Annotated in this window: 19 protein-coding genes and 2 other RNA genes; 6 read left to right on the top strand and 15 right to left on the bottom strand. The window is 43.8% G+C overall.

Annotation, left to right across the window (positions count from 1 at the left end):
• Positions 1–108: 108 nt before the first annotated feature.
• The 4 genes from gerW to sppA form a co-directional block, all read right to left on the bottom strand.
• Positions 109–564, bottom strand: coding sequence for a germination-associated protein (gene gerW / locus BSU_29500; RefSeq protein ID NP_390828.1), 456 nt, complete (start codon positions 562–564; stop codon positions 109–111).
• A 13-nt stretch (positions 565–577) separates the two neighbouring features.
• Entirely contained in the window at positions 578–1,258 is a 681-nt protein-coding gene (gene ytfI, locus BSU_29510; RefSeq protein NP_390829.1) for a conserved sporulation-related protein, read from the bottom strand.
• A gap of 74 nt (positions 1,259–1,332) precedes the next feature.
• On the bottom strand, positions 1,333–1,827 hold the full coding sequence (gene yteJ / locus BSU_29520; protein NP_390830.1) for a putative integral inner membrane protein: 495 nt from the start codon (positions 1,825–1,827) through the stop codon (positions 1,333–1,335).
• Between the two features lie 12 nt (positions 1,828–1,839).
• The gene (gene sppA / locus BSU_29530) at positions 1,840–2,847 is read right to left on the bottom strand and encodes a signal peptide peptidase (protein NP_390831.1); all 1,008 of its coding nucleotides are present in this window, start codon (positions 2,845–2,847) and stop codon (positions 1,840–1,842) included.
• Positions 2,848–3,032: 185 nt separating this feature from the next.
• On the opposite strand from sppA, the gene ppnKB reads away from it, so the two are divergent.
• Entirely contained in the window at positions 3,033–3,836 is an 804-nt protein-coding gene (gene ppnKB, locus BSU_29540) for an inorganic polyphosphate/ATP-NAD kinase (protein ID NP_390832.1), read from the top strand.
• Positions 3,837–3,867: 31 nt separating this feature from the next.
• Here the strand turns inward: ppnKB and ytcJ are convergent, their stop codons facing one another.
• The 5 genes from ytcJ to iscSB all read right to left on the bottom strand — a co-directional run bounded on the left by ytcJ (position 3,868) and on the right by iscSB (position 9,902).
• Entirely contained in the window at positions 3,868–5,457 is a 1,590-nt protein-coding gene (ytcJ, locus tag BSU_29550) for a putative N-substituted formamide deformylase, dihydropyrimidinase or isoaspartyl peptidase (protein NP_390833.1), read from the bottom strand.
• Between the two features lie 19 nt (positions 5,458–5,476).
• A complete protein-coding gene (gene ytcI / locus BSU_29560) occupies positions 5,477–7,066 on the bottom strand; it encodes a putative acyl-coenzyme A synthetase (protein NP_390834.2) in 1,590 nt (529 codons plus the stop codon).
• Positions 7,067–7,244: 178 nt separating this feature from the next.
• Positions 7,245–7,454: a small acid-soluble spore protein (alpha-type SASP) gene (gene sspA / locus BSU_29570; protein ID NP_390835.1), complete on the bottom strand. Its 210-nt coding sequence runs from the start codon at positions 7,452–7,454 to the stop codon at positions 7,245–7,247.
• Between the two features lie 93 nt (positions 7,455–7,547).
• Positions 7,548–8,753 (bottom strand): persulfide ATP pyrophosphatase involved in tRNA modification, encoded by a 1,206-nt coding sequence (trmG, locus tag BSU_29580; RefSeq protein ID NP_390836.2) that lies wholly within the window; start codon positions 8,751–8,753, stop codon positions 7,548–7,550.
• A 3-nt stretch (positions 8,754–8,756) separates the two neighbouring features.
• Positions 8,757–9,902, bottom strand: coding sequence for a cysteine desulfurase (gene iscSB, locus BSU_29590; RefSeq protein ID NP_390837.1), 1,146 nt, complete (start codon positions 9,900–9,902; stop codon positions 8,757–8,759).
• 194 nt (positions 9,903–10,096) lie between these two features.
• On the opposite strand from iscSB, the gene braB reads away from it, so the two are divergent.
• On the top strand, positions 10,097–11,434 hold the full coding sequence (gene braB, locus BSU_29600; RefSeq protein ID NP_390838.1) for a branched-chain amino acid-Na+ symporter: 1,338 nt from the start codon (positions 10,097–10,099) through the stop codon (positions 11,432–11,434).
• Between the two features lie 94 nt (positions 11,435–11,528).
• On the opposite strand, the gene ezrA is transcribed toward braB, so the two are convergent.
• Positions 11,529–13,217: a negative regulator of FtsZ ring formation gene (gene ezrA, locus BSU_29610; RefSeq protein NP_390839.1), complete on the bottom strand. Its 1,689-nt coding sequence runs from the start codon at positions 13,215–13,217 to the stop codon at positions 11,529–11,531.
• A 196-nt stretch (positions 13,218–13,413) separates the two neighbouring features.
• On the opposite strand from ezrA, the gene hisK reads away from it, so the two are divergent.
• Entirely contained in the window at positions 13,414–14,220 is an 807-nt protein-coding gene (gene hisK / locus BSU_29620; RefSeq protein NP_390840.1) for a histidinol phosphate phosphatase, read from the top strand.
• Here hisK and refZ read toward each other — a convergent pair.
• Positions 14,217–14,840 carry a regulator of FtsZ defining the chromosome region captured in the forespore gene (gene refZ / locus BSU_29630; protein NP_390841.1) on the bottom strand — a complete coding sequence of 208 codons (624 nt, stop codon included), beginning with the start codon at positions 14,838–14,840 and terminating at the stop codon, positions 14,217–14,219. The genes hisK and refZ overlap by 4 nt on opposite strands.
• Before the next feature lie 126 nt (positions 14,841–14,966).
• On the opposite strand from refZ, the gene msrC reads away from it, so the two are divergent.
• Positions 14,967–15,458, top strand: a complete 492-nt coding sequence (gene msrC, locus BSU_29640) for a free methionine-(R)-sulfoxide reductase (protein ID NP_390842.2) — start codon at positions 14,967–14,969, stop codon at positions 15,456–15,458.
• A gap of 37 nt (positions 15,459–15,495) precedes the next feature.
• Here msrC and dgcP read toward each other — a convergent pair whose 3' ends face one another.
• A complete protein-coding gene (dgcP, locus tag BSU_29650; RefSeq protein ID NP_390843.1) occupies positions 15,496–17,235 on the bottom strand; it encodes a diguanylate cyclase in 1,740 nt (579 codons plus the stop codon).
• Positions 17,236–17,388: 153 nt separating this feature from the next.
• Between dgcP and ldsD the strand changes: the two genes are divergently transcribed.
• Both ldsD and rpsD read left to right on the top strand, forming a co-directional pair.
• Positions 17,389–17,521, top strand: an RNA gene (ldsD, locus tag BSU_misc_RNA_93) — ribosomal protein S4 leader mRNA sequence.
• Positions 17,522–17,529: 8 nt separating this feature from the next.
• The gene (gene rpsD / locus BSU_29660; RefSeq protein NP_390844.1) at positions 17,530–18,132 is read left to right on the top strand and encodes a ribosomal protein S4 (BS4); all 603 of its coding nucleotides are present in this window, start codon (positions 17,530–17,532) and stop codon (positions 18,130–18,132) included.
• A gap of 270 nt (positions 18,133–18,402) precedes the next feature.
• Here rpsD and tyrS read toward each other — a convergent pair whose 3' ends face one another.
• From tyrS to acsA, 3 genes are all read right to left on the bottom strand, one after another.
• Positions 18,403–19,671, bottom strand: coding sequence for a tyrosyl-tRNA synthetase (tyrS, locus tag BSU_29670; RefSeq protein ID NP_390845.1), 1,269 nt, complete (start codon positions 19,669–19,671; stop codon positions 18,403–18,405).
• A 23-nt stretch (positions 19,672–19,694) separates the two neighbouring features.
• Positions 19,695–19,968, bottom strand: an RNA gene (tboY, locus tag BSU_misc_RNA_83) — T-Box riboswitch specific of tyrosine tRNA ligase.
• A gap of 44 nt (positions 19,969–20,012) precedes the next feature.
• On the bottom strand, positions 20,013–21,731 hold the full coding sequence (gene acsA / locus BSU_29680; protein NP_390846.1) for an acetyl-CoA synthetase: 1,719 nt from the start codon (positions 21,729–21,731) through the stop codon (positions 20,013–20,015).
• Between the last annotated feature and the right edge of the window lie 77 nt (positions 21,732–21,808).

The following is a 21,808-nucleotide window of genomic DNA, read 5'->3' on the forward strand; positions in this document are numbered from 1 at the left end:
ATAATTCCTCCCTTTTGTATGTATGTCTCTATCATAGTAAAGTTTCCTGCAAACTGCAAAGTTTATGCCAAAAAAAAGTTAACTGCGGCCAGCGCAGTTAACCTTTTTTTAATAATTCATATTGTTCATTTGGTTTTGATTTTGGCCTTGGCTTTGGTTTTTGTTATTTTTCTTGAACATTTGCTGGATGCGCTCGAGTGTTTGAGGGGCTGCGTCTAAAATTTTCTCTATTAAATGGGTATTTTCATCTAAATGAAGCATTCTGATGCCTGTCGATCCGACAATTAAAAACGCGATCGGCGTAATGGACACACCGCCCCCGCTTCCGCCTCCGAAAGGAAGTTTCTGTTCTCTTGTCTCATCGTCTTCCGATTTCTTTTCGGCCGGCTTTCCGCCAAACTCGCTTCCGCCTGCGGCGAATCCGAATCCAACTTTAGAAACAGTTAAAATCACACTTCCATCAGGCGTTTCCACTGGATCTCCGATGATGGTGTTAACATCAATCATTTCCTTCAAGTTTTCCATTGCGGTTTTCATTAAACCTTGGATGGGATGGTCTGCCATATACGCTTCCTCCTTAAACTGATGAATCATTCTTTGAAGTCATTCTAGCCGACGGATTCTTCTTTAATACGGATAGCTCCCGTCCGTATTTGACGAATTTGAAAGCTGCAAGCATAGCATGTCCAAAGCGAAAAAAGAATATACACTGAAAATGGGTCTTGGAAACAGGGACTTGAAACGACGGGATCACCTCATAGACAGGTTTATTCACAAAGTCCAGGTGGTCGTAGAGCATTGCTGCGATACCGCCCTTCACGCCCCATACAGCACCGGTTAACACACCTGTCACTGCCGCGTCCTGAATTCCGATTACTGTAACCCATTCTAGTTTTGTGATATGTAAATGCGCGAGAAAAGACGCGCTGATTTTCCGCAGTCTGGTGACCTGATGCAAAAGCATTTCGATTTTATTAATGCTTTGCTGCACATCGTTTTGTGTAATTTTTTTCTTTCCGCTGCTTTTTTTCATTTTGGATTCAGTTTTTTGTTTGATATCCACTGTTCCGTCTTCTTTGTTCACCTTAATCGCCGGGATTGTTTTTTTGATCCTTATAAGGCCAAACAGCGCCGTAATCTTCAAGGTCAATTTGTCATTATCATCGGCATGAAGATACTCCAGCGCGACATGGATTTTCATTCTGAGAAGCAGTACGATCCCTATGAGAATAAGAATGGCTGTCAGTACATACACCATATTCTTCACTTCCTCTAGGAGCATTATCGCCAATTCCTAAAAAAATAAACCCGGACGGAAGTCCGGGTTATCGGTTATTTGCGGTATAATTTTTCATGCACCACGGTGGTATCCGCGATGTAATCATGAATCCCTTGTTTTGTAGGTGAAAAGGCAACAACGATATATAAAATCCAAATCTTATCAATATACCGTCCAACCACTTCACGAAAAATCACTGTACTCCATGTCAGCTTGCTATCTTGCTTCACAGAAACCACTTTGAGGCCGAACACCATTTTACCAAGCGTCTGCCTGAAGTATTTTGTCATGAGTGCGAAATAGGCAAGATACACAATAAGCGTTGTCACACTGTAGGCCGAGAAGGTAAACATGCCGGATGTTTTCGGCAGATCCAATACGGTAAAGAGGGGAGAAACGAGCAAATGGTTTAATCCCCATATCACGAGCCAATCAAGCAGGAAAGCCCAGAAACGAACCCAAAAGCCAGCATAGGCATGTGTCAGCAGCTCCGCTTCTTGCGGGCCTTTGATGTCATTGCGCTCTAACTCTTCATATGTCGCGTCCATTATTGTTCCCTCCTACTTCGCATAGAGATACATCATTCTCGGCGAACCGGATTGCGATAGAATTTCTCTCATATTCAAAAAATCAATTTCACTTTTAAACATTTTGTTCGCGCCCATGGAAAACAGTGAGCCTAATCCGAAGCTTTCCTCATAAGAAATGACAGAGGCGTTTTTCAAATCCTTGTGATCCTTTTTCATGGCCGTAATGGTATCGTCATAAAAACCAAGCTCATCAACGAGGTTCAGTTTTTTCGCCTGCCGTCCGTCATACACGCGGCCGTCCGCAATTTTCTTTACCTCTGCTTTCGGCATGCCGCGCCCTTTTGAAATGACATCAACAAAGCCTTCATACGAATTATCAACCATCGATTGCATGATGTTTTTTTCTTCTTTCGTCATCTCACGGGAAGGAGACATAATGTCCTTATGGGCCCCGCTCTTAATCGTTTCAAAAGAAATGCCAAGCTTGTCGGCAAGCTTTGAATAATTGACGCTTTCCATAATGACGCCGAGTGACCCGGTCAGGGTTTCCGGTGTCGCAAAAATCTTATCAGCCGCTGTTGAGATGTAATAGCCTCCTGATGCTGCCATCGAACCCATTGACACGTAAATCGGTTTTTTCGTTTCTTTCTTGATTTCTTCCAGTTTCTTATGTATTTCAGCACTTTCATACACTCCGCCACCCGGAGAATTCACCTTCAGAACGATACCTTTGACCGTCTTGTCATCTTTTGCGCGCTCAAGGTTTTTTAAGAACGTTCTGTGGTTATATCCGTCTGCACCAAGCAGACTGCTTGAGTCCCCATTATCCTGAATGGTGCCGCTGACCTCTAATACGGCAATTTTACTTGAGGGACTGCCGTTTTCCAGCGTCTTCTCCTGCGATTCATCCGTCAGTGATGTGAGATCCGTTTGAGCGCCTTTGACGCTTTCAAAGAAACTCATAGAGATGCTGACGATAATAGACACGCCGAAAATCCCCAGAGCAATCACTAATGCAATCCATCTTTTTGCATTCATTTTTTCTCCTCCTTTTTCCTAAACTCTCTCATTATACGATTCAATATGAAAAATGTTTCACTTCATGAGAAAGCTCCGGCTTAACGGGCTGCCGGCAAACGTGGTACACTTATGGCCAAAGGTATTTTATCACAAATACTGGATGGCAGAAAAACTTAAATATGACAGCAAAGGGGAAATGGGATATGACCGATCAACGCCGTAATGTTTATTTTTTTCACAAACAGGATCAGGAAACGAACGAACAAGCCCGCTCGTTAACACAATTAGCGGAAGAGCATGGATTTACCGTTGTGAACCAGCACTCAGACGCCAATATTATCGCTAGCATTGGCGGGGACGGCACATTTTTGCAGGCAGTCAGAAAGACGAATTTTCGTGACGACTGCTTGTACGTCGGCATTACCAAAAAGGGGAAAGCTCATTTATATTGCGACTTTCATAGTGATGAGCGAGAAAAAATGGTCGATGCAATGACGTTTGAACAAATTGAAGTGAGAAAATACCCGCTGATTGAAGTGACAGTGGATCAAGCCAGTCCTTTTCACTGCTTAAACGAGGTATCCATCCGCTCAAGCATCATCAAAACCTTTGTGATGGACGTGCTGATTGACGATCTGCACTTTGAAACGTTTAGAGGTGACGGAATGATTATCTCAACGCCTACAGGGAGCACCGCCTATAACAAGTCTGTTGCAGGAGCTGTTGTTGATCCATTGCTTCCATGCATGCAGGTATCAGAGCTTGCATCCCTTAACAATAATACCTACCGGACACTCGGCTCGCCATTTGTCCTCAGCTCTGACCGAAAGCTGACCCTTCGTGTGGTGCAGGACGGCAACGAACACCCAATCATCGGCTTGGACAATGAAGCACTCAGCACGAGAAATGTGAAAACGATCGAAATCAAACTGTCTAATAAGAAAATCAAAACAGTCAAACTAAAGGACAATTCATTTTGGGAAAAAGTGAAGCGTACTTTTTTATAGAAAATAAAAGGACAGGCTGCTGCCTGTCCTTTTATGATTTCTCATATACAATCTGGCCGTTAATCACGGTTTTTTTAATCTCTAAAAGATGAAGCTGTGCGGGGTCAATGGCAAACGGATCACCACTGAGAACTGTAAAATCCGCGTCATAGCCTTCCGCAATTTTTCCGCGTGACTTCTCTTTATAAATGATACCGGCGCTACCTTCTGTATAAAGCTTTATCGCTTCATATACAGGTAAACATTCACTTTCATTATAGCTTGGCCCGTTTTGCTCATGACTGCTTTTCCGGAGGACCGCGGACTGGATCCCTAGAAGCGGGTCAACAGGCTCAATCGGGGCGTCTGAACCGCCCGCGCATAAAATGCCTTTAGATATGAGGGTTTTCCAGGCAAATGCAGTCTTCATCCGGTCTTTTCCGAGACGGTCAATGACCCACGGAAAGTCGCTTGCAACGAAGTGCGGCTGAAGGTCAAGTGCGATCGGCATGCGTGCTGCTCTCTCGATTAATTCGTTATCAAGCACTTGAGCATGAATAAGCCGATCATGCCGGCCGTTTTTGGGCGGATGCTTTTCTATTGCGTTCAGCACTTTTTCAAAAGCAAGATCGCCGATTGCATGAACAGCAACCTCCATCCCTTTTTCTCTCGCTTTGCGAATGAGCCGGCCAAGGGTTTCGTCATCGTGAACCTGAACACCATTTGTTGATGGATCATCCTGATATGGTTCTTTCAATAAAGCCGTTCTCCCGCCAAGCGCCCCGTCCGCAAAGATTTTCATAGCACCGAACTCCACATACGGGCCGGACAGCTTCTCCAGCTGCTCCCATCGATCGACAGCTTCATGATGAACGAGCAAATGGCAGCGAAACGGATACTTTCCGCCAGCGGCAGCTTTCTCATAAGCTTTCATCGGCACCGAAACATCACCATAATAGGACAAGTCTTCCGAATGACCGCCCGTCAGGCCTTTTGTCCAGCAATCCTTTATTGCAGCCGTTAATGCCTCATCAACATAGTGCTGGGAGACTGGCGGGACAGCCTTCAGAATCAAATCCTGCGCCTTATCAAACAGGAGTCCGGTCGGCTCGCCATTTGCATCTTTTACGATGACTCCGCCGTCAGGATCAGGAGTATTTCTTGAAATTCCCGCTGCTTGAAGAGCCGCAGAATTGACAGCTATTGCATGCCGGCATATACGCTTGAGCAAGACGGGCCTGTCAGGAAACAGGCGATCAAGATCATGCTTAGTCAAGTAGTCAGGTGTCTCAAACTGATTTTCATTCCAGCCTTCTCCAATGAGCCAATCGTTTTTAGGAAGCTGCCGCTCTCTTTCCTTCGCAGCCTGTAAAATTGAATCTTTCGACGTCAGTGCGGACAGATCGAGCTGAAGCTGTTTCTCACCGTGGCCGATCAAATGTAGATGGCTGTCAACAAAACCGGGGAACATCACTGCTCCGTTCAGGCTGATTTCTTCTGTTTCCGGCGACCCGTACTTTTCCTTCAAACGTTCATAGCTGCCGGTGCCTTTTATAACACCATCCTCAACATAAACTGCCTCAGTCCGATCGCCTTCTTCGAGCATCGTATAAATGAAACCGCCGTGCCATATCGCCTTCATTCACGTTCACTCTCTTTCTTTACGCCTTTTTATTGGCTTTGAGCTGTTCTTCACGTTTTCTTAATTCCACTCGTCTGATTTTTGCAGAAGCCGTTTTCGGCAGGCTTTCCACAAATTCAATTTCTCTAGGATATTTGTATGGAGCGGTAATCGTCTTCACATGGTTTTGCAGCATTTTGACAAGCTCATCACTGCGTTTTTCATGATTTTGCAGGACAACATATGCCTTTACGATGGAGCCTCTGATTTCATCAGGGCTTGCGACAACAGCACATTCTTTTACTTCTGGGTGCTTAACAAGCGCGTCTTCCACCTCGAAAGGCCCGATCGTATAGCCGGAGCTGATAATAATATCGTCATTTCGGCTTTCAAACCAGAAGTAACCTTCCTCATCTTTTCTTGCTCTGTCTCCCGTTAGGAAATAATCGCCGCGAATTTGTGTTTTCATTCTTTCCGGATCTTTAAAATACTCTTTAAAGAGCGCAGGCGTACTGAGGTGAACAGCGATATCGCCAACCTCACCAGGTTTGCAGATTTCACCGTCTTCATTTATGATCTCCACCTGATTTCCCGGTGTCGGTTTTCCCATGCTTCCCGGTTTAATAGGCGTATCTTTCAAAACACCAACCAAAAGCGTGCTTTCTGTTTGGCCATATCCGTCCCGTACCTTAATGCCAAAGTGCTTTTGGAAAACATCAATGACTTCACGGTTGAGCGGCTCACCTGCGGAAACAGCGCTGTGCAGGGCAGAAAGATCAAAGCGTTTCAAGCCTTCAACCTTCGCCATTAAGCGGTATTCTGTCGGAGTGCAGCAGAAAACATTGATTTTGTAGCGATTTAAAAGCTCTAGATATTTTTCTGCTTTGAATCTGCCGTGGTACACAAAACCGGTTGCTCCGCTGCCAAGCACCGCTAAAAACGGACTCCATACCCACTTTTGCCAGCCAGGGGCAGCAGTTGCCCAGACGATATCCTTTTCAGAAATGTCAAGCCAAGCGCCGGCAGAAGTTTTTAAATGAGCAAATGCCCATCCATGTGTATGTACAACACCTTTCGGCTGACCTGTTGTCCCGGATGTATAAGATAAGAAAGCCATATCATCTCTTGTTGTGTCAGCTGTTTTAAATTGGCTTCCGTCCGCTTCAATTGATAAGAGGTTTTTCCAGCCGGCATCATTTTCACCAATAGACAGTGTAATCAGTTTGTCAGCCGTACTGACATCCCGGAAAGCGCCAATAAATTCGGAGTAGACGATAGCGCCTTTTACCTCTGCATGTTCAATCCGGTATTCAAGATCTTTCGCGCGAAGCATTTCGGAGCACGGAATGACAACCATTCCTGATTTCAGGATAGCCAAATAAACAGCATAGGCTTCAAGCACCCGCGGAACCATTACAATCAGCTTGTCTCCCTTTTTAAATCCAAGATCAGCTAAGGCCGCTCCGATTTTATTTGTTTCTTCCATCAGCTTTTCATACGACCAAGATTCTTGCTTGCCCGACTCGTCCTCCCAAAGAAGAGCGGTTTTTTGTCCAGCAGCACTGAACTTTTCCATTTCATTCACTAAATTATATTGCACAGGGGCAATTAAATCTTCACGTTTTAACACGAACAACTCCTCACTTTCTCCACCCATTATACATAAATACAGGCTCTTTCCGTAAGGATATGCCTAAAAGCAACCTCTGTAAACATAGATTTTATAGGCCGCTGGTCCTTTTTTATATGTAAAAAATGAAAAAGAGTGGGGATACCCCCACTCCTAAGCCATTATGTGAAATTGTAAATTAGAATTGTCCTCCGCCCATGTTTTGTTGAGCAAAAGATACAAGACGTTTTGTGATCTCTCCTCCAACAGAACCGTTAGCGCGAGAAGTTGTGTCTGCTCCAAGGTTTACACCGAATTCAGAAGCGATTTCTAATTTCATTTGGTCGATCGCTTGAGCAGCTCCTGGTACTAAAAGGTTGTTGCTGTTACCTGAGTTATTGTTAGCCATGTGTCTCACCTCCTTGTGAGTATAGAATGTGTCAAAACACATGGCTTCATTCAGAAAAACTTTGGTAATTGTATACAGGAGCTGAAAATTGATTTAAAAGAGTTCAGCGAATTTATCGTTAGCTTCTTGTTCGCTATAAAGGGTCATTGTCTCAATGTTATCTACCGCTTCTTGAATATACGGCTCGAAATCAACAAAGCTTTCAAAGTGTTCAATTTTCTCTTTTTTAGGGCGTGTTTTCGGGCTTGGCGGTGTAAAGATCGTGCAGCAGTCTTCAAACGGCTGAATACTTGTCTCATATGTGCCAATTTCCCGTGATTTTTCGATGATTTCTGTTTTGTCCATGGCGATTAGCGGACGCAAAATCGGTGTTGACGTCACCGCATTAATTGCATACATGCTTTCAAGCGTTTGGCTCGCTACCTGACCGAGGCTTTCTCCCGTAATAATGGCAAGCCCGTTTCTCTTTTCTCTGATTCTGTCGGCTATCTGAAGCATGAGGCGGCGGGTTGCCGTCATTGTGTAATTTTCAGGAATTTGTTTTTGGATGAGCTCTTGCGTTTTTGTAAATGGAACAATATGAAGTGTCATGCTTCCCCCAAAACGGGACAGACATTTCGCCAGATCCATTACCTTTTGCTTTGCGCGCTCGCTTGTGTATGGCGGGCTGAAGAAATGAACAGCTTCTACCGACAATCCCCGTTTCATCGCATAAAAACCGGCCACAGGGCTGTCAAAACCGCCAGAAAGCATCAGCATCGCTTTTCCTGCTGAACCAACTGGCAGCCCGCCTGCACCTTTTTCATCACGAATTGTCAAAAATGTTGCTTCTTCCCTGATTTCGATTCTGAGCGGGATGTCTGGGTTGCGAACATCGACCGTCAATCCTTCTGTATTTCGCAAAATATGGCCGCCGATTTCAGCGTTCATCTGGTTTGTATCTAATTCAAATTGCTTATACGCTCTCTTTGTCGCGACTTTAAACGTATCACCTGGTTTATACTGATCTTTGATAGCCTTTAGTGCGGTTGCCTTAATATCATCAAGGCGGCTGTCACACTTAATTGCCAGGCTGAAGCTTTGAATCCCAAACACTTGCTTTAAATGAGGAAAAAGAGCCTCAGGATCCTCTCCATTTAATGTAATCGTCATACGATCCCTGTTGGAAAAGTATTTTAAATTCGGATAGTCTTTCAAAACGAGTCTGATGTTTTGTTTTAAGCGCTCAATAAAGCTTTTTCTGTTTTTGCCTTTGGTCGAAATTTCCCCAAAACGAATTAATATATGATCGTAATTCATGTTCTACCTCATCATTTCCCTTAATTTTTTGATGCCAGGACGAAGCGCGTTCATAAACGGTTCTGCCACATCGCTTGTCTGGCTGTAATTTAAACTGATTCTGATGCTGCTTCCGGCAATCTGCTCTCCTTTGCCCATCTCTAAGAGAACCTTGCTGGGCTTATGTTCTTTTGCCGAGCAAGCCGATGTTGTGGAGACGAATATATCCTGTTCCTCAAGCATGTGTAAAAGCACTTCCGCTTTAATCCCCGGTACAGAGAAATTAATAATGTGCGGCGCGCTATTCATTTGAGGCGTGTTGATAACGACGCCCTCAATTTCACTCAGCCTATTCATAAACAATTCCTTTACGGCAGTCATCGTGTCAAGCCGTGTGTCAAAATCAGCAGAGGCCAGATTAATGGCCTTGGCAAGCGAAACCGCACCAGCAGTATGTTCTGTTCCGGCCCGTATGCCTTTTTGCTGAGAGCCTCCCGTTATGAGCGGAATAAGGCGTGTTCCTTCTTTTACAATAAGTGCGCCTGTCCCCTTTAGGCCGTGAAATTTATGCCCCGAAATTGAACATAGATCAATGCCGGCCTTTTCAATTGCCAAGGGCACTTTATAGATGCCCTGCACATAATCGACGTGAAACAAAATGTTCGAATGCTCTTTCAGCACTTCTCCTGCCGCTTCAATCGGCTGCACGGAACCGACTTCATTGTTCACATGCATCATGCTGACAAGCACGGTATCGGGACGGATGGCTGCTTTTAGATCTTCAATAGAAACAAATCCGTCTTCATTCACAGAAAGATAAGTGATATCAAACCCGAACAACTCTTTCAGCTGTTCTAACGATTCCGTAACGGATGGATGTTCAATAGAAGTGGCAATGATATGTTTGCCTGTTTTTATCTTTGACAAAGCCGCTCCTTTTAAAGCCGCATTATTGGCTTCTGTGGCGCCTGACGTAAATACAATATCATATTTTTTTAGGCCTAAGGACCTTTTGATTTGATTTTTGGCTGCTTGAAGCAGCTGTTCCGTTTCGGCTCCATATCGGTGCAAAGATGAAGGATTGCCAAAGTATCGGCTGCTCGTCTGTTCATATACGTTCAAGACTTCATCGTAAGGCTTCGTCGTTGAACTATTATCTAAATATATCATCTTTTTTACTCCTTTATGAAAGCGGTACAAGGTATGATATTTATGTTACCATAACAAAATTTAATAGAAAATTACGAAAAACTAGTATTGACTTCTAATTTTTTTACCATATAATAAGATTTGTTCGTTTCGTCATATTATCTGACAATTAATTGACAGAATATTTTAACATAATTATTAGGAGGATTTTTTTCATGAAACACTCACTGCCTGTCAAAGATACCATTATTATTGGTTTCATGCTATTTGCGTTATTCTTTGGAGCAGGAAATATGATTTATCCGCCGGAACTTGGACAAGCAGCCGGACACAACGTCTGGAAGGCCATCGGCGGATTTTTACTGACAGGGGTAGGCCTGCCGCTTCTCGGCATTATCGCCATCGCATTAACCGGTAAGGACGCTAAAGGCCTTGCTGACAAAGCGCACCCTGTTTTCGGCACAATCTTTACTGTCGTGCTTTATTTATCAATCGGACCATTATTCGCCATCCCGAGAACAGGAACTGTTTCATATGAAATTGGCGCTGTTCCGTTTTTGACTGGTGTACCAGAAAGACTTTCTTTATTAATATTTACACTTATCTTTTTCGGCGTTACGTACTATTTAGCGTTAAACCCATCTAAGGTTGTGGATCGAGTCGGAAAAATTCTGACTCCCATCAAATTCACAATTATTTTAATCATTGTTCTCAAAGCCATCTTCACGCCGATGGGCGGATTGGGCGCCGTGACAGAAGCATATAAAGGAACACCGGTTTTTAAAGGATTTTTAGAAGGCTATAAAACAATGGACGCACTTGCTTCAATTGTATTTGGCGTTGTCGTTGTAAATGCTGTAAAAAGCAAAGGCGTTACACAGTCTAAAGCTCTTGCTGCAGCCTGCATTAAAGCAGGTGTGATTGCCGCTTTAGGCCTGACTTTCATTTATGTATCCCTTGCTTATTTAGGTGCAACAAGCACAAATGCCATTGGTCCTGTTGGTGAAGGAGCTAAAATTTTATCTGCGTCTTCCCATTATTTATTCGGTTCATTGGGCAACATCGTACTCGGAGCAGCGATTACAGTCGCATGTTTAACAACAAGCATCGGCCTTGTCACATCTTGCGGCCAATATTTTTCAAAACTTATTCCGGCATTATCATATAAAATTGTCGTTACGATTGTCACGTTATTCAGCTTGATCATTGCGAATTTCGGACTCGCGCAAATTATCGCGTTTTCTGTTCCTATTTTATCAGCTATCTATCCGCTTGCCATTGTCATTATCGTTCTTTCCTTCATCGATAAGATCTTTAAAGAAAGACGCGAAGTGTACATCGCATGCTTGATCGGTACAGGACTTTTCAGTATTTTAGACGGTATCAAAGCAGCCGGTTTTTCACTTGGATCTTTAGATGTGTTTCTAAATGCGAATCTTCCTCTTTACAGCCTCGGCATCGGCTGGGTGCTTCCAGGAATCGTCGGAGCGGTTATCGGCTATGTGCTGACCTTATTCATCGGACCATCCAAACAGCTTAATGAAATAAGTTAATGTCACAGAACGCCTGCGTTATTGCGCAGGCGTTTTGTAATAAAAAAAGAGCCTGCTCATTACACTGCGGGCTCTTTTTCATGGTCGTGATTATCTAAGCGGATATGTCAGCTTTGATTTTTTCAACTGCACCTGGCGCAGCCTTTTCTACAGCGGCAGCGGCAATTTCATAAGAGTCGTCATAATCAAAAGCATAAAAACGTCTTTCCGCTTCTTTCAGCTGTTCAGATAAAATATGATTCTGGCTTCTGAACCGGTTTCCGAACTGAATGATTTTTTCAATGAGGATGACCTGCTCGACAAGTTCCTCTGATTCCCGGCTTGCCCTGTTGACGATATCTTCTGCTTGTTTCAAATGGGCTCCGGCTTCTTCCATATTTAATGGAAGTTCGTTTAGTTGATTGACCGTTTCTTGAATATGATGATGCGCGTTCTCCAGCATCTCTTGAATATGGCTCGGAATGCCTGGAATGTTGCTAGTCTTCAGCAGTCTTGCTGTCTCAGAAATTGTTTTTTTCAAATTGCTGAGCGTCTCCCTCGCCTGAAGCTCTTCTTTTCTCAGCGCTTGCAGATTTTCACGATACTCGGCATGCTCTTTTTTCACTTCTTCAATTTGCTTCTCTATTGAAGCAACTTCTTCTACTAAAAGTGAGTAGGCGACATGCTCTGCATCAAGCTTATCTTTAACGGATGATAGCAGCTTTCCAATTTCATCAAGGCGCTTTTCAAAAGCCTGCTGTTTGCCGAGCTCACCGGCTGTCAGCCTGTAGCTTTCCTTCACCAGCTCAGTTTCCGCTTTCGTATGCTCTTTCTCTTCTTTAAGCTTGTCGTAAGCAATAATCAATTCAGGCATTTTGCTTAGTACGGATTGACCGGCTTCAACTTCGCCCTCCAGCTGCTGATAAACAGATTGAATATTTTCGTCAATGAGCTGCAGGATTGCGGACGCTTCATCAATATCCAGTTCAGTCATCAGGACATGTTCCGCTCGTTTCAGCTGGTTTGACAGATTTTCTAATTCCTTATCAAGCTGGATATGCTCAAGCTTGTACCCTTTTTCTTTCATTTCGCCATAGCCATCCTTGAGCTTTGCAATCTGTCCGGGCACCGTCTGTTTACAGTCAGCTAACAGCTTCGGCACATCATCTATGTATGACTGAAGCCGTTCAAGATTGCGGTCCTGCTCAAGCAGTACTTTTCGTGCAGTAATATAGTTTCCGCCTTCTGTTTCTTCTTCAAATTGTTTGATGCCGCTCCAAATTTCGTCCAGATCCTTTTCAAGGCTGTCATAAAGCTCCCCGTAAAGGTGGCTGTAAGCCAGCAGGTTTTTTCGAGATTTCGAATAGCGCTCCCTCACCTGTTCAATCTCTTCACGGCTCTTTTCCTCACTTGTGACAAGATCGCTGATTTCCCGAAGAATCTTTTCAATGCTTGATTCAGCCGCTGTCAGCAGGTCGTCGATATGAACGAGCACTTGATTGGCCTTTTTAAACCGGTATTTGTCTGCATTTTCCTCGGCATCATAAAGGAGCTCTTCAACTTTCGGCATGTGGGCTGTGACAATCTCATCCCATTCTTCACGCCACTTCTCAAAGAACTCTTCTGTCTGACCCGTCATTTTTAAATGTTTTATTTTAGACATTTCTTCCACGATCGACCGATTCAGAATTTCAATCTTCCACGATTCCAGCCGGTCGATTTCGGCGTAGATTTTTTTCCTGAAAAAGTAGCCTGCCGCAAACAGCGCAAGCAGTACAATTAATAATCCAATGACAAACTCCATAATGAGCCCCCTTGCTGTTTACCTTAATCTGTCAGGGTGTTTTATTTATTCAGAAAGATTTCAGGATATGTATTGAGAAAAACTGTCGTTTTCATTGTTATTATGATACCATGTAACAAACATTTTTTGACCAGAAATCAAAAACTTTTTGTGCAAAATCGGCAGGATTTGACTATTTTTTCATGGGGTGACATCAATGCAAAAGCGAGACGGACATATTCACACACCATTTTGCCCTCACGGCTCCAATGACACACTCAGACAATATGCAGAAGAAGCCTTAAAAAAAGGGTTCGAATCGATTACTTTTACCGAACACGCCCCATTGCCGCCATCTTTTACCGATCCCACGCCGCTGAAAGACAGCGCGATGGCGCAAGCTTCTTTGGAACGCTATATTCATGAAATTTCCGGATTAAAAAAAGAATATCGCGGACAGCTTAGCATACGGACAGGGCTTGAAGTCGATTATATCGCTGAATTTGAAGACGAAATTACATTATTCCTAGACACATACGGGCCATATTTAGATGACAGCATCTTATCCGTTCATTTTTTGCGCACAGACTCTTCCTATCTATGCCTTGATTATGACGAGCATACCTTCAAAGAGCTGATTTCAGCCTGCGGAAGCATTGAAGCGGTATATGAACAATATTACCGGAGTATCTATTCTTCCATTGTAGCATCTCTCGGCGTTTATAAGCCAAAAAGAGTCGGTCACATCACACTCGTCCAAAAATTCATCAAGCTGTTTCCATACAGCATGTCAGAGCATATTCGCGGCCTCGTTTCTCTGTGCCTGAATGCCATTGAAGAAAACGGAATGGAGCTCGACTTCAATACTTCCGGCTTAAGAAAAACTTACGCTGGCGGTATTTATATCGAGGATTGGATGCTGAATGAAGCGAAGCAAAAGAAGATCCCGCTTGTGTTTGGGTCTGATGCCCATCAAGCGGGAGATGTCGGATATGCGTATGAGGCGTTTTTGGAACGGTGCTAGTTGGTGAGCGCCACGTCTCCTGTCCGGAAGACGCTTCTGATCCAAATCTTGATTTCTTCAAAATACATTTTATAAAAATACGGCTCGTGCGGCTGCATGTAGAGTACTTCTGAAATATATTGAGGCTGGAGATAGGGCATCATCAAGAGAGATTTTAATTGGAGAATAAAATGAGGCAGCGGCAGCGTTAAATATTCACGCTGTTTTTCTCCTTCCTCAATGATCAGCTGGAAGATATACTTTTCCTTCATTAGATATGTCGACATAATTTCCCTGATTAATGTGGAGTCAATTGTGACTTCCCGGTAGACAAAACGAGTTAATTGACGATGATTATGCTGATAGGATAAAATATCGAAAACCAATTGAAGAAGCTGTTCCTGCGTGCTTTGAGTAGAGATATTGCTTGCCGCTGTTTCAAGCGTTTTGCTGTAGCCTTCGTAAAACTCTGAAACTAAGTGTTCCATCAAGCCTCCTTTGCCTTTAAAATAGTAGGAGATGTGCGCAACATTTACATCAGCTGACTTTGCGATTTCACGGACAGACGTGCCAGAAAATCCTTTTTGGTTAAAAAGCATGACAGCAGATTCAATAATTTTGTCTTTGGTGCTTACTTTCATACGGCTCACTCCTTCCTCTTGATACTATTCAAGCAGAAAGCCGCTGTTCCTGTAAGAACTTATCGACAAATGCCGGCAGAAAAGCCGGAACTTTGTTTTATATTATAGAAAAAGTGAGGGTTTTCCATGTTCCATGTCGAAAAACAATCTGGAGATAAAGAAAAAGACTATCAGCTTCTGCTAAAACAGCTCGAAGCCATGACCGAAGACGAAACAGACCAAATAGCTAACTATGCAAATGCCTCAGCACTGCTGTATCATTCGCTGCCTGAAGTCAACTGGGCGGGTTTCTATTTTGCCAAAGAAGAGGATGGACAGCTTGTGTTAGGTCCGTTCCAAGGCCTGCCGGCATGTGTTCGGATTCCTTTCGGCAGAGGGGTTTGCGGCACAGCGTACGCAAACGGAAAAGTGGAACGTATTGAGGATGTAAACGCGTTTCCGGGACATATCGCCTGCGATGCAGCGTCTCAATCAGAAATTGTGCTTCCGATTCGTGTAGACGGAAAAATTGTCGGCGTCTTGGACATCGACAGCCCAGTGAAAAACCGTTTCGACGAAATTGATGAAAAATACTTAACTCAATTTGCCGAAACGCTAGAAAAAGCGTTAGCGCAGTAATATAAAAGCCCAAAACTGATATCGTTTTGGGCTTTTTTTATTTTATTGAGTCATGAATCATCAAGCGGTTTTTCCCGCTCCGTTTCGCGCTGTAGAGCGCTTCATCTGCCTCATGCACAAGCTCTTTCAGCGACTTTTTTGTTTCTGTCGTCCAGCAGGAGATACCGCAGGAAATGGTTACCTCGGGTTTCGTATTTTTTCTGACCGCGTAAACCAGTCGCTCGGTAATCCGTTTCCCCACTGCAACCGGCACATTTGGCAAATAAATCGCCAGCTCCTCTCCTCCCCAGCGGGCACCGACATCATGCTTTCGGATGTTGCTTTTAATCACTGAAGCGACTTGAATTAAAATCTCGTCCCCAGTCTGATGGCCGTACGTATCATTTACATTTTTAAAATTATCAATATCAACAAGAATAAAAACACCCTTTTGATGGATTTTCATGCTGTATTGAATTTTTTCATCTAAATACGCTCGTGAATACAGTTCAGTCAGCTGATCTGTTTTCACGAGATGCTCAAGGCGGTCGCGAAGCATTGAATTGGTTACAGCCAGTGTCGCGTGATGAATCAGCGCCTGAAACAGCTTGTACATTTCAAATGTAAAAGCGTACAGCTCCTGTTTCAATAAAACCGCAAAGCCTAAAAGCCGGTCGTTTTGAATCATCGGAGCAGCCATCAGCGAGCCGTACCCCGCCTTCCCAAAAACAGACTGGCCATTCCCGATGAAAACCCCTTTTTCACCTTCATACAGCTTTTCTTTCAGCTCATTATAAAAATCTGACGGCTTCGCTTCTTTAAAAAATGCTGTGCTGCCTGGGAGCAATGTTAGGTTTTCAAAATGGTCTATATGAAAAAATCCCACTTCTTCTGCCTGAAACGATTCTGCCATTCTCACAGCCAGATCATTCATTGTATCAGTCAATGTCAGCCGCTGATTCAGGCGTCGTGATGTTTCATTAATCAATTCCAAATTTGCGATGCTTGCTTTGGATTGTTCGTAGAGCTGGGCATTTTCAAACGCTTTTCCCGCGGCGTTTGCTAACAGCGACATTTCATCAAGGCAGGCATCAGTAAGAAAGCTGTCACCCGTTCCTTCAGCCTTCAACACCCCGTATGTGCCCTGCTGTCCTTTGATCGGAATATAGGCGACAGATTCATTTTTCCGCAAAATGTCTCCGGACAAATACACTTTGAGCGCAAAGGAATCGGATTTTTCCCCTTCCATATACAGCTCTTTTGCAGGAATCCCTAAACATTGGTCTTGATCGTGCGATATAAATAAAGAAAACTCAAAAAGAGAAAATGTGCTTGTCAAGCTTTCTAAAAGCTGCTTCAGCACATCTGTCTGATCAAGCAGTGAATGGAACAGCTCTGTCATTTTGTATATCTTTTTTTGGTAGATCGTTTTGTTATAGAGTCTTTCCTGTTTCATCGACTGGTTTAAAAATGAAGCAACCACGTCCGGAAGCCCTTCAGGAATCTCTTCATCCTGCCTGCACGCAAGATGGAAACGCCTGCCGGAGCCGTCCTCAATCAGATAACATGAAGCGTTTATTTTTGAAGCGGAAAAACGCGCTTCACCATCTGCCAGTTTTGTCACAAAGTCTGATGGTGACGGTGTAAGCGAAACACAAAGGGTTGAAAAATAGGTTTGAATAGCCGAAGTCAGCCATATGAAAGAGTCGGTGAATGTGACTTTTTCAGATTTGGTTAATAAAAAATCGAGCATATGATAATGAAAGGCGGATAATTGATCTTTAGTTTGTTCTACCATGTTTTTATCACCTAAAAGTTTACCACTAATTTTTGTTTATTATATCATAAACGGTGAAGCAATAATGGAGGAATGGTTGACTTCAAAACAAATAAATTATATAATGACCTTTGTGTGAAATATTGCAGCCTTTTTGTTCAGCTTCTATGTTTTCATTTTGTTCCTTATCAATAAGGTGTATCGTGTAACTCTCTGCTGCTGGAGCGAGGATACATGAAAACAAAATGTGCATGGTCGAATAGAGCAGACGGTTTTTATTTTCCACAAAAATAAAACCAAAGGAGGAGTCACATTATGGCTCGCTATACAGGTCCATCTTGGAAACTGTCCCGCCGTCTAGGAATCTCTCTTAGCGGTACAGGAAAAGAATTAGAAAAACGCCCTTACGCTCCAGGTCCACACGGCCCAGGACAACGTAAAAAATTATCAGAATACGGTTTGCAATTGCAAGAAAAGCAAAAGCTTCGTCACATGTACGGTGTAAACGAACGTCAATTCCGCACTTTGTTTGACAAAGCTGGCAAACTAGCTGGTAAACACGGTGAAAACTTCATGATTCTTTTAGATTCTCGTCTTGATAACGTTGTGTACAAGCTAGGTTTAGCACGTACTCGCCGTCAAGCTCGCCAATTGGTTAACCACGGTCACATTCTTGTAGACGGAAGCCGCGTTGACATCCCGTCTTACCTAGTGAAACCTGGTCAAACAATCGGTGTTCGCGAAAAATCAAGAAACCTTTCTATCATCAAAGAATCTGTTGAAGTGAACAACTTCGTTCCTGAATACCTTACTTTCGACGCTGAAAAGCTTGAAGGTACTTTCACTCGTCTTCCTGAGCGTTCTGAACTTGCTCCGGAAATTAACGAAGCGCTTATCGTTGAGTTCTACTCTCGTTAATCGTTTTAAAAACCCCTGCCGCTATGCGGTCGGGGTTTTTTTATCGGCTTTCGCCTCTTGCTGGCCAACACTATCTTGCGCCTGCTGCTCCCAATGATCCCGCTGCAGCCGTTCTTTTGCAATCGTACACATGAGATTCACGCTTTAGCGCTCCTTTCATTTAAAAGGTGGTGATTGGTCGTGTTTGCCCTATCTAATATACTCTTTTCCTTTCATTCCTATGCGGTAAACAAAAAGATCCTTTGCCTTCAGTGGCAAAGGATCTTTTTCTTATTTATACGTCACAAGGAAGTATTTTTTCTTCCCGCGGCGCAGAACAGTAAATTGGTTTTCGATGCGGTCTTCACCTGATAGGGTATAATTTATTTCCGTCTGGCGTTCACCGTTAATGTAAACAGCTCCGTTTTGGATGTCTTCACGCGCTTGGCGTTTAGAAGGAGATAATTTAGATTGCACCAACACATCTACAAGTGAAAGCTCTTGGGTGCTGTCAACTTCCATAGAAGGAACATCTTTAAAGCCTACTTTTACGTCTTGAGCAGAAAGCTCTTTAATATTGCCGCTGAACAGCGCTTGGGAGATGTTGATGGCTTGCTCCAGCGCCTCGCGTCCGTGAACAAGTGATGTCACTTCTTCTGCCAGGCGTTTTTGCGCTTCACGTTTTTCTGGCGCCGTTTCTGTTTTTTCAGCGTATGCTTCAATTTCCTCTTTTGAAAGGAACGTGAAGTATTTCAAGTATTTGACAACGTCACGGTCGTCTGTGTTGATCCAGAATTGATAGAATTCATATGGCGATGTTTTTTCTTTATCAAGCCAGATCGCGCCGCCTTCCGTTTTTCCGAACTTCGTGCCGTCTGCTTTTGTGACAAGCGGAATCGTTAGGCCAAACGCTTTTGCTCCTTCTTCTTCTGATTTTCTGATCAGTTCAAGACCCGCTGTGATGTTGCCCCACTGATCGCTTCCGCCGATTTGCAGTTTACAGTTTTTGTCTCTGTAAAGATTTAAGAAATCATAAGATTGAAGAATCATGTAGCTGAATTCCGTGTACGAGATGCCGGATTCAATTCTTGAGCTGACCGTATCTTTTGCCAGCATGTAATTGATGCCGAAATTTTTACCAACGTCACGAAGGAAATCGATCACATTCATTTTGCCGATCCAGTCAAAGTTGTTCGCGATGACAGCTGGGTTTTCTGCTGCTTCAAAATCTAGAAATCTGGACAGCTGGTTTTTGATTTTTTGGGACCATTCGGATACGATGTCAGCAGTGTTTAATGTACGCTCTGCTTTTTTTCCGCTTGGATCACCGATGAGGCCCGTCGCGCCGCCCACAAGCGCAATCGGATGATGCCCTGCAAGCTGAAAACGGCGAAGTGTTAAAATAGGCAGCAGGTGTCCGATATGCAAGCTGTCTGCTGTAGGGTCAAAGCCTGAGTACAAGCGGATTTTTTCTTCATTCAGCTGTTTATTTAACCCTTCTTCATCTGTCATTTGCTGAATCAATCCGCGGAAGGATAAGTCTTCAAGTAAGTTAGTCATAAGATAAAGCTCCTTTTTTAATTAAAATAAAAAACGCCCCTTCGTTTACACGAAGGGACGATTGATTATCGCGGTACCACCCTACTAATAAGAGAATGCAAACATTCGTCTTATCACTTTGCCTGATAACGGATCAGGTCCGTTCTTTCACTACTGAAAGCCTGGCCGGCTTTGTTTGCAAAAGCGGTTCATGAGTGTATTCGATATATCCGTCTGTGCTGATTTTCACCGGCCATCAGCTCTCTGGAACGTAAGGATATTCTACTTGTCTCAATCTTTACCTTTTCATATGAAGCTATATCATTTTTAACATAAATAAAATCCTGTGTCAACGCCGCCTTTTAATCCTCCATTGTTGACAGATCTCCAGCCGGCAGATTAAGCTCCCATGCCTTCAGCACGCGCCTCATGATCTTTCCGCTTCTGGTTTTCGGAAGCTTATCTTTAAATTCGATCTCACGCGGAGCCGCATGGGCTGCAAGACCCTGCTTTACAAATAGGCGGATCTCTTCTTTCAGTTTATCAGACGGCTCAAATCCTTCCCTGAGTGCAATAAAGGCTTTAATGATTTCTCCACGCACCGGGTCAGGCTTTCCGATAACGCCTGCTTCTGCAATAGCCGGATGTTCGACAAGCTTGCTTTCCACTTCAAATGGGCCGACGCGCTCACCGGAGGTCATGATGACGTCATCAACTCTGCCTTGGAACCAAAAGTATCCCTCTTCATCCATGTAAGCAGAATCCCCAGACACATACCAGCCGCCCGGCATGAAATACGATTCATACTTTTCAGGGTTATTCCAAATGGTATGCATCATGGAAGGCCAGCCCTTTTTGATGGCGAGATTGCCCATTCGGTACGGCGGTAGCTCGTTGCCTTGATTGTCAACGATCGCTGCCTCCACTCCTGGAATCGGCTTACCCATTGAACCCGGTTTAATATCCATGCAAGGATAGTTGCAGATGAGCTGACTGCCCGTTTCGGTCATCCACCAGGTATCATGGATTCGTTTGTTAAAAACTTTATGTCCCCATCTGATGACTTCCGGATTTAGCGGCTCACCGACACTGAGCACATGCCGGAGTGAAGTTAGATCATATTTCGCAGCCATTTCATCTCCCGCTCCCATCAGCATCCGAAAAGCTGTCGGCGCGCTGTACCAGACATTGACGCCAAGCTGTTCAATCGTTCCATACCAGCTTTCCGGGCTGAAACGTCCGCCGACGATGACATTTGTCGCTCCGTTCAGCCACGGTGCAAAAATGCCGTATACCGTACCTGTCACCCAGCCTGGATCAGCCGTGCACCAATAAATGTCTTCTTCCTTTAAATCAAGGACCCACTTTCCTGTTTGATATTGCTGAATCATCGCTTCATGGACATGCAACACGCCCTTTGGCGTACCAGTGGAACCTGATGTATAGTGAAGCAGAAAGCCGTCTTTTTTATCCATCCATTCGATATCCAATCTTGTGCTTTCCTGTTTCGCTGCTTCATCATAATTGATGATATTCGTGCCGCTCTCAGCCTCTCCCCCGACTACGAAGACATGCTGCAAGTGAGGCAGTTTGTCTACCGGTATTCTCTCCAGCAGCTCAGGCGTTGTGACAACAACCTTTGCCTCACTGTTTTCAAGCCGGTCTTTCACCGCTCCCTCCATAAATGCTTCGAACAGCGGCCCGGCGATGGCGCCAATTTTGATTGCGCCAAGCATAATAAAATAAAGCTCGGGTGATCTCGGCATAAAAATAAAAACGCGGTCCCCTTTTTCCACATTTCCATACCGTCTCAGCACATTCCCGGCTCTGTTTGATTCTTCCTTCATTTCTTTAAATGTGTATTTTTCATCCCTTTTTGCGTCTTTATAATAAAGCGCTACTTTGTTTTTTCGAAACGATTCGGCATGGCGGTCAATCGCTTCATACGCCGCATTCAGTTTCCCTGTCTCATGCCAAGAGAAATGTTTCTCTGCCTCGGCCCAATCAAAATGCCGGTACGTTTCTTCATAGTTTTTTAAGTTATGATCCCCCTCTATTGCTGGTAACGCTTTCAAGTTCATGCCCAAACATCCCCCTTTGCTGAAGTTGTCACAATTATTATAGTATATATTCATATTCTTCTCAATTTTTAAAATAT

The sequence above is a fragment of the Bacillus subtilis subsp. subtilis str. 168 genome, from assembly GCF_000009045.1.
In the GTDB taxonomy this organism is placed as follows: Bacteria; Bacillota; Bacilli; order Bacillales; family Bacillaceae; genus Bacillus; species Bacillus subtilis.

Bases quoted from the DNA above. Each gene is read 5' to 3' on its own strand.
- ytcJ (NP_390833.1), bottom strand. From the start codon at position 5,457: ATGAAGGCGATATGGCACGGCGGTTTCATTTATACGATGCTCGAAGAA.
- acsA (NP_390846.1), bottom strand. From the start codon at position 21,731: ATGAACTTGAAAGCGTTACCAGCAATAGAGGGGGATCATAACTTAAAA.
- msrC (NP_390842.2), top strand. From the start codon at position 14,967: ATGTTCCATGTCGAAAAACAATCTGGAGATAAAGAAAAAGACTATCAG.
- refZ (NP_390841.1), bottom strand. From the start codon at position 14,840: ATGAAAGTAAGCACCAAAGACAAAATTATTGAATCTGCTGTCATGCTT.
- sppA (NP_390831.1), bottom strand. From the start codon at position 2,847: ATGAATGCAAAAAGATGGATTGCATTAGTGATTGCTCTGGGGATTTTC.
- ytfI (NP_390829.1), bottom strand. From the start codon at position 1,258: ATGGTGTATGTACTGACAGCCATTCTTATTCTCATAGGGATCGTACTG.
- iscSB (NP_390837.1), bottom strand. From the start codon at position 9,902: ATGATATATTTAGATAATAGTTCAACGACGAAGCCTTACGATGAAGTC.
- dgcP (NP_390843.1), bottom strand. From the start codon at position 17,235: ATGGTAGAACAAACTAAAGATCAATTATCCGCCTTTCATTATCATATG.
- trmG (NP_390836.2), bottom strand. From the start codon at position 8,753: ATGAATTACGATCATATATTAATTCGTTTTGGGGAAATTTCGACCAAA.
- gerW (NP_390828.1), bottom strand. From the start codon at position 564: ATGGCAGACCATCCCATCCAAGGTTTAATGAAAACCGCAATGGAAAAC.
- hisK (NP_390840.1), top strand. From the start codon at position 13,414: ATGCAAAAGCGAGACGGACATATTCACACACCATTTTGCCCTCACGGC.
- ezrA (NP_390839.1), bottom strand. From the start codon at position 13,217: ATGGAGTTTGTCATTGGATTATTAATTGTACTGCTTGCGCTGTTTGCG.
- yteJ (NP_390830.1), bottom strand. From the start codon at position 1,827: ATGGACGCGACATATGAAGAGTTAGAGCGCAATGACATCAAAGGCCCG.
- rpsD (NP_390844.1), top strand. From the start codon at position 17,530: ATGGCTCGCTATACAGGTCCATCTTGGAAACTGTCCCGCCGTCTAGGA.
- sspA (NP_390835.1), bottom strand. From the start codon at position 7,454: ATGGCTAACAATAACTCAGGTAACAGCAACAACCTTTTAGTACCAGGA.
- ppnKB (NP_390832.1), top strand. From the start codon at position 3,033: ATGACCGATCAACGCCGTAATGTTTATTTTTTTCACAAACAGGATCAG.
- tyrS (NP_390845.1), bottom strand. From the start codon at position 19,671: ATGACTAACTTACTTGAAGACTTATCCTTCCGCGGATTGATTCAGCAA.
- braB (NP_390838.1), top strand. From the start codon at position 10,097: ATGAAACACTCACTGCCTGTCAAAGATACCATTATTATTGGTTTCATG.